The organism is Photobacterium sp. BZF1, assembly GCF_014349205.1.
Lineage (GTDB): Bacteria > Pseudomonadota > Gammaproteobacteria > Enterobacterales > Vibrionaceae > Photobacterium.
This window is the reverse complement of the sequence record NZ_JACSOF010000072.1, coordinates 24,407-31,446: the sequence shown is the minus strand read 5'-3', so window position 1 is coordinate 31,446 and position 7,040 is coordinate 24,407. Positions and strand designations below refer to the sequence as shown.

At 45.8% G+C, this 7,040-nt stretch carries 5 protein-coding genes; 1 reads left to right on the top strand and 4 read right to left on the bottom strand.

Translation table 11 applies throughout. The features are described 5' to 3' along the window. Window positions 1–63: 63 nt before the first annotated feature. The 4 genes from BIZ37_RS16755 to BIZ37_RS16740 form a co-directional block, all read right to left on the bottom strand. Complete coding sequence (locus BIZ37_RS16755) at window positions 64–1,020, bottom strand: carboxylesterase (protein WP_187462444.1); 957 nt, start codon at window positions 1,018–1,020, stop codon at window positions 64–66. A gap of 31 nt (window positions 1,021–1,051) precedes the next feature. Continuing rightward, window positions 1,052–1,972: a hypothetical protein gene (locus BIZ37_RS16750; RefSeq protein ID WP_187462443.1), complete on the bottom strand. Its 921-nt coding sequence runs from the start codon at window positions 1,970–1,972 to the stop codon at window positions 1,052–1,054. 285 nt (window positions 1,973–2,257) lie between these two features. Next, window positions 2,258–3,556, bottom strand: a complete 1,299-nt coding sequence (locus tag BIZ37_RS16745) for an HlyD family type I secretion periplasmic adaptor subunit (protein ID WP_187462442.1) — start codon at window positions 3,554–3,556, stop codon at window positions 2,258–2,260. Then, window positions 3,549–5,273 (bottom strand): type I secretion system permease/ATPase, encoded by a 1,725-nt coding sequence (locus BIZ37_RS16740; protein WP_187462441.1) that lies wholly within the window; start codon window positions 5,271–5,273, stop codon window positions 3,549–3,551. Before BIZ37_RS16740 ends, BIZ37_RS16745 begins: the two co-directional genes overlap by 8 nt. Window positions 5,274–5,482: 209 nt before the next feature. Here BIZ37_RS16740 and BIZ37_RS16735 point away from each other — a divergent pair, with 209 nt between their 5' ends. Further along, window positions 5,483–6,934 carry a DUF3131 domain-containing protein gene (locus BIZ37_RS16735; RefSeq protein WP_187462440.1) on the top strand — a complete coding sequence of 484 codons (1,452 nt, stop codon included), beginning with the start codon at window positions 5,483–5,485 and terminating at the stop codon, window positions 6,932–6,934. Window positions 6,935–7,040 lie beyond the last annotated feature (106 nt).

Genomic DNA, 7,040 nt, shown 5'->3' with positions numbered 1-7,040 from the left:
CAGATTTACAGTACGCGTGGCACATAAATAGCTCATATTCGATTACGTTTTATACTAAACAAGCTATTTTTTAACCTTGATAAATTCAACAATCGACTTTGCAACTGGGTCCGTTGTTTTAGGCGATAAGATGTCCCCAGCGAGAACATGTTGAAGTTTATCACCACTATCAGCAATAACGATTGATTGGCGGTTTGCTGTAGGTAGTCGTTCCAGCATCGCTTGTGTTTTAGCAATATCAACAATTCGGTCTTGTTCGGAATAAAGCGTTAATACTGGCGTTATGATATGTTCCACAGGTTGATTACGCGTCACATCAACAACTCCCATCATAGTCACTAATGCTTCAACGGGATATCGCGTTGTCCAAAATTGGGCTTGTTGCTCATTGACTGGCTTCCATTGACGGTAATCACCTACAATCAGCCTAGCTATCTCGTCACCCAGTGGCAACAACAGCAGTTCTGCATTACTATCTGCCGGTCCCAGATTCGGAGAAATTAACACCGTATGGCTAAGCTGGGACAGCTCTGGTTGGGCAGCCAACCACAAAGCTAATGTCCCTCCGGTTGAAAGGCCGATAACAACCACTTTATCGCCTAACTTTGCTCCTATGTCATAAGCATGGCGAGCATCATTAAGCCAATCGTTCACCGTTACGGATTTCATGACATCAGCAGGACGACCATGCCCTTTAAGACGGGCTTCAAATAAGTTGGCTTCCAACTGGTTTGCAACCAAGTGTGCCAGCGGTGCGGTATCCTGTCGGGAGGATGAAAATCCATGCAAGTACACAACAGAATATGCCGTTCGGCGATTAGGCTCCCCCGCCCAGGTTATCTTTTTTTCAGTCCCCGGCATGATATCAGGGTAACGATGCTCTTGGGCTGTGACAAAACCTTCTATATCTTGCGGAATCATTAGCTCCTGGTAGGAAAAAGAAGTGTCTACCCTAGGGCTGAATGTATATAGCCCAGCAAGTATTGCGGCAATAACAATGACCCATTGAGACTTTTTCATTTTAACCTTCAGGCTCTCTTTCTAAATAGGGTTAATCGGCTAAACACAGTTTACGGTTTTGCGAATTAATCATGCTGTCATTCGAAATCACGTAATAGTAGAACTCTTCCTTCATTTCATACTTCTGGATAAAGGTCCTAATATGGTTAAGCAGGCTTTTCGCCTCATTGTAACGGTATAAATAGTCTTTATCACATTCGTTCACTACAGCAAGGTCAACCCGGAGCTCATTGAATTGGTCCATCAAATGACTAACCCTCTCTTCATTCTGTTTTTCAAGTGCTGAGCTCGCATACAGTTTCTCAAACTCAGCCCGTTTTCTCTCCCATTCATCAACATCTGATATCTTGGCACTGATTTCTGCTTCTTGTGATTTAAGCTGAGCAAGCTCTTGATCCACCATCAATTGGGACTGATTCAGTTTCCTCCGCTGTTTGGCAATTGCACTATTTAGATCTTTTTCAAAACGCCGCTGTAAGCTGTAGAGCTGAGAGCTCTTTTTCTTCAGTGCTTTCTGTGAGTCTGCAAATTGCTTCTCAAGATCGGCAATTTCACTGTTCTTATCCACTAACAGCGCACTGCTTGCATTGATTTCCTGCTTAAGGAAAACAGTGTTTTCGTCCAAGTCTCCCAGTCGCTCGTCCAGTTCATCTATCACCAACTGCTGCTCTTCCAACTGTGCTTGTTTTGAGATTAATTGCTGTTGAAATTCATCAATCAGCGATTGTTTATCCAGTAACTGTTGCTCGTAATCATCAAACTGTTTTTGTACCGAGAGATAATCCATCTTCCCTTGATTGAGTTGCCAATAGAAGTAGCCTACTTGAGCGACAAGAACAGCGATAATAATGCCCGCTAGCGTGACTAACCGACGCGGAGAAAACATGGATGCCTGCTCATGCTGAACCAAGAGTGATGAAGATTCCTTTGCCCTACCTTTTCTTCTTTTCATATCATCCCTCTTGAGCTGCTGTTGAACTAACCCCGACTTTTACATGGCATTTAGGGCAAATGTATGACCTCTTATTGATTTCAGCATGGCAAGATGGGCAAGAAATATGTTTTCTGTCTTTGCTCATATAAATCAGTAAAGCACCAATAGGGCCCAACACGTAACCCAATAAAATCCCGGCGATTAAGTTCCCCTTTTGGTAGCCTATGTAAGTCGATAGGCAGAAGAATGCTAAATAAAAGAGAAACCAAAATACGATTCCAAATTCCATATGTTCACCACTGATTATGATTCTCTGAATGCTCGGTAATAAGAATTAAATAATGGTGCTGTGAAGTAATCCCACATGGTTTGTGCTTCCAGCAAAATAAAGACTTCTGTCGGCATCCCCGGATAGAGTTCGATGTGGCTAAGAGAAGCGACTTCATCTTTATCCAGTTTTACCCGGACTAAATACCCCGTTGGTTGCTGCTGTGACTTTGGCTGCAACCGGTCCGCTGCAACATAAATCACCTCGCCATGAACAGGTGGTGTGCGCCTGACATTGTAGGCGCTCAACCTTACCCTCGCCTCCAACCCATTGTGCACCACATCAATATCTTCCGGCTTGACCAAGGCTTCGACAATCAGCTCATCGCTGTCTGGAACAATCTCTAAAATAACGTCACCAGGGTTGATTACCCCACCAATACTGTGAACATTAAGACCAACAACCGTCCCTGTGTGTTCACTACGTATGGTTACCCGGGAGCGAATATCCGTGGCGGCGTTTAACGACTGAACCACATCCCGCCAGTCCCTTTCAACCGTTGCCAACTCAGCCGCTCGCTGCTGCTCCCACTCAACCGTTTCAGATTGGTGATCTTGTTCAAGAGTACGGAGTTGGCCTTCAAACACATCAATTTGTGCCGTTAATTCAGCAACTTGTGCTTCAATGCCGGCTTGGTAACGCTGCAACTCAAGCATACGGGTCTTGGACACATAACCTTTTTCCAGTAAACCTGCTGTCATCGTGATCTCTTGGGTGACCAAAGATAACTGCCGGTTAATCGCTTTTAACTGGAAACTCGCCCCCCGCAATTGCTCTTCCAATACCATACTTTTTTGTTGGTATTGGCCTTGAGCTAAATCACGACGCAATATCGACTGCTGGAACTGAAGTTGCTGGGTGTTGACGATATTGACAAGTTCGGTTTCCTCAACGTCATGCTGGTCTTGGTATGTCCATGTTATCTGGCGCTCTTGCGCAAGCTCTGCTTTTAATCTGTCATGCCGCGCATTCAATGTCGCTGCACGGAGTACCAGACGGCGGTAATCCGATTCCGCCTTAGTATTAGACAATTCCAGCAACACATCTCCGGTCTCGACATGCTGACCTTCCTGCACATAGATGGCCTTAACCCAACCACCTTGTAAGTGCTGTACTTTCTTACGTTGGGATTCAACCACCAGTGTACCTTGTGCGATAGAGGCTGAATCTAGTGGTGCAGTTAGAGCCCACACCAAAAATCCCCCAACCGATGCCACTAAAAAGGCGCAACCAAAACGAATGATGCCACGGGTATCAAAACGCTGCTTATCCATGCTTGGCTCCTTTGCTTGCCGGTTTGGAACTTCCTGCTGCGGCTTCGGTTGTATTGTCCACACCGGACATGGCCCCGAGAAACTTATCGCACGTGCCTGCTTTTTCTATCTTCCCGTCTTTGAGTACGATGACCCAATCCATTTGCCGCAGGAAACCGGGCCTGTGACTGATCATCACCACCGTGATTTGATTCTCTTTGCAATACTGCAGCACGATAGCTAATGCTACCTCGCCTTCTGGGTCCAAGTTGGAATTTGGTTCATCAAGAACTAACACACTCGGATTGGAAAAAATCGCCCTTGCCAGCCCTATCCTTTGCTTTTGGCCTCCAGAAAGCTGGACTCCCCCTTCGCCTAAATACGTGTCATAACCTTGCGGCAAAGAAATGATCAGCTCGTGGATACAGGCTAAACGGGCAGCATGGATAATATCGGCGGCAGGGGCATCGGAAAAACGACAGATATTTTCGGCCACAGTACCAGCGAGTAAGCCAACCTCCTGTGGCAGATAACCGATATGCTTGCCAAATTGCTCCTCCGGCCAAAGATCAATTGCAGCACCATCGATCTTGATGCTGCCCATACTGGGTTTGTGGATCCCCATGATCAATGCCGCAAGGGTGGACTTGCCAGAGCCGCTGTTACCCATGATGGCCAATGCATTCCCAGCCCCCAGCTTAAAACTGATATTTTGCAACACCGGTTGGCCCTGATGCTGGAATTTGAGCCCAACGTTATGGAGCAACAGCTCTCCTTTAGGCTCAGGCAGTTCGGTCTGTGGCTCGGACAACTGACTGTCTTCATAGTGGTTCAGTCTTTTATAAGCCTGTAAGGCACTAAACCACGTTTTCCAGCCGCTCACGGCCTGTTCAAAGGGTGATAGGACGCGGGCCATGATGATCGAACTTGCGATGATCGCCCCGGCACCTATTTGATTTTGCAGCACCAACACCACACCCGCCGTCAAAATAATTGCTTGTAGCAAGGTTCTGAAATAACGGCTGATTGAGAGCAGTTGCCCAGTGCGGGCATTGAGACGCCACTGCAGGTCCAATAATTTGAAGTTGCGCCGGTTCCATAAGGAACCAACACTGTCGGCCATGCCCATTGCCCTTAGTGTAGGGGCATTCCTTAGAAAGTCGTTCAGTTCCATGCTCGTTTTAACACTAAGTGCTTGAGCTTGCTCACTCGGCTTCTTCGCTGACAGCATCATGACAACGGCAAGTACACAGAACACTAGGCAGCCAACCAACGCGATAATACCGAGCACTGGATGTAAAACGAACAGGATCAATAGAAACAGTGGCACCCATGGGATATCAAAGATGGCCGAAGTGGAAGGCGTGACTAGAAATTGACGAAGCTCTGTGAGATCTTGGAGGCCCTGCTTTTCTATTCGGTTCATTTTGGACGAGCGACGAATACTGTCAGCCAGAAGCGATGAGCTCAGTGACACATCCAATTTCAACCCTGAACGCTGCAATAGCAAGGTTCTGACGTGCTCTATTATTGCTTGAGCTGTCAATAACCCAACGGCGACAACCATCAATGCCATCAGCGTATCCACACTTGCGCTACTCAACACACGGTCGAACAATTGCAAGCTATATACAGGCAACGTCAATACTAAGAAGTTGATCGCCAAACTAAATAGAGCGACGAAATACAAATCCTTTTTACACGCTGCTAATGCCTTTGCTAACGTTTCCTTAAGCAAAACTCTTCCCCATACGCCACTGGTAGTATATGAATTATAGGACAAGCCAAAAAAATACAATAAAGAATTTGTAGATAATTAATTAAACATCAAACAGTTAACTACGAGATCGGTGTCACATTTTTACTCTGAACACATAGCAAACTATGCCAACTTGTAGGTTAACCCGATATAACTATTAAGAAGTCACGAAATGGAATGCGGTCGTAATGCCTAAAGCAGCTTTGGAAATCGGAAAAGCAAAATGGAAAAAAGCATTGCGTACGGCATTGTGTTGTTTGTTGTTGATACCATTTTCAGTATTGGCTGCATTTAATACCGAAACGGAAGAGCCGGAGCCTAGCTTTTACGGTGGTCGCAGCGTCACCCACAACAATCAAGGTGTACCCAATAGCGATATCCAATTCCAACGTCGTACTATCGCTCCCCCTATCATTGCCGAAGAACAACCCGAAAAAGTTGAGCAAGAAACGGATACAATATTTGTCTCAGCAAATTCTGTTGCTGCACCGCCCACCGAACGGCTTACTCCCGTTGCACTTAGCCGTAACGAGAACCTATTGGCTAAAAAGGCCTATTATTATTTCGAACAAAATTGGAATGAAGAAACTGGGCTCATAAATTCTGTCCAAGGCTACCATCACAGCACGATGTGGGATGTGGCTAGTGGCATCGCAGCCATACTCTCAGCCGAAGGGCTCGAGCTTATGACAACAGAAGAAGCGGATAACAAGCTACAAAAGACTTTAGATACCCTTGGCAATCTCCCTCTTTACGACAACGCTTTACCAAACCGTGAATACAATACGCATACCGCAAAGCCATCAGGGCGTTACAGTAAAAGCAGTTCTAACGGCAATGGCTGGTCGGCATTAGATATTGGTAGGCTATTAATTTGGCTTGAGATAGCTCAAGCCCATAAACCCCAACTGGCACCAAATATTGAACGTATCCTGGATAAATGGAGTTTGGATAAAGCCGTTTCCCAAGGCACTTTATACGGCGAACTGAAAACATCCCAAAAGCGCCATTACCGCCAAGAAGGGCGGTTGGGATACTTACAATATGCAGCATCCGGATTCGACCTCTTCGGCTTTGATGTCAATACGGCCTACGAGCAAGAAAACATTGGCGAAGTGACTGTGGACGGCATTAACCTACTGATTGATAAGAGGAACCTACCCTACTTCACCACCGATCCCTATGTACTCTACGCCATTGAGATCGGCCCGACCGAACAGTGGTGGAACCAACTGGATAACCTTTTTCAATTACAGAAAATGAAGTCTAGCGAAGAGCCAATGAGTTGGGTATTCGCCGAAGACGCCATGAGCCGCTCGCCCTGGTTTTCATACAACAATATCTATATCTACGGCAGCACATGGTTAAGCATTGCCCCAGGCGGCAAACCCGTCGAAAACCCACAAATATTCAGCAATAAAGTCGCTTTCGGAATGAGTGTTTTATTTGAAGGTGATTATTTCAGTCAGCAATTATCTGATGAGGTGATAAATAACAGCCTGACCCACAGAGCGGTACCGACCGGCGTTTACTTAAATGGCGGCCCAAACAGTGCCTATAACATTAACACTAACTCACTGATATTAAGTGCATTGTGGTACAAAAAACGCCGTTATATCCCACTCATCAAACCGAGCTAATATGCAAATTGCATAGTATTTCGGACAATTTGCAAAGTGCGTTGCATATATTTAATTTCCGTCTCAGATCCAATACAGGTTAGCAAGTGTAGGACAAAAAAATCCT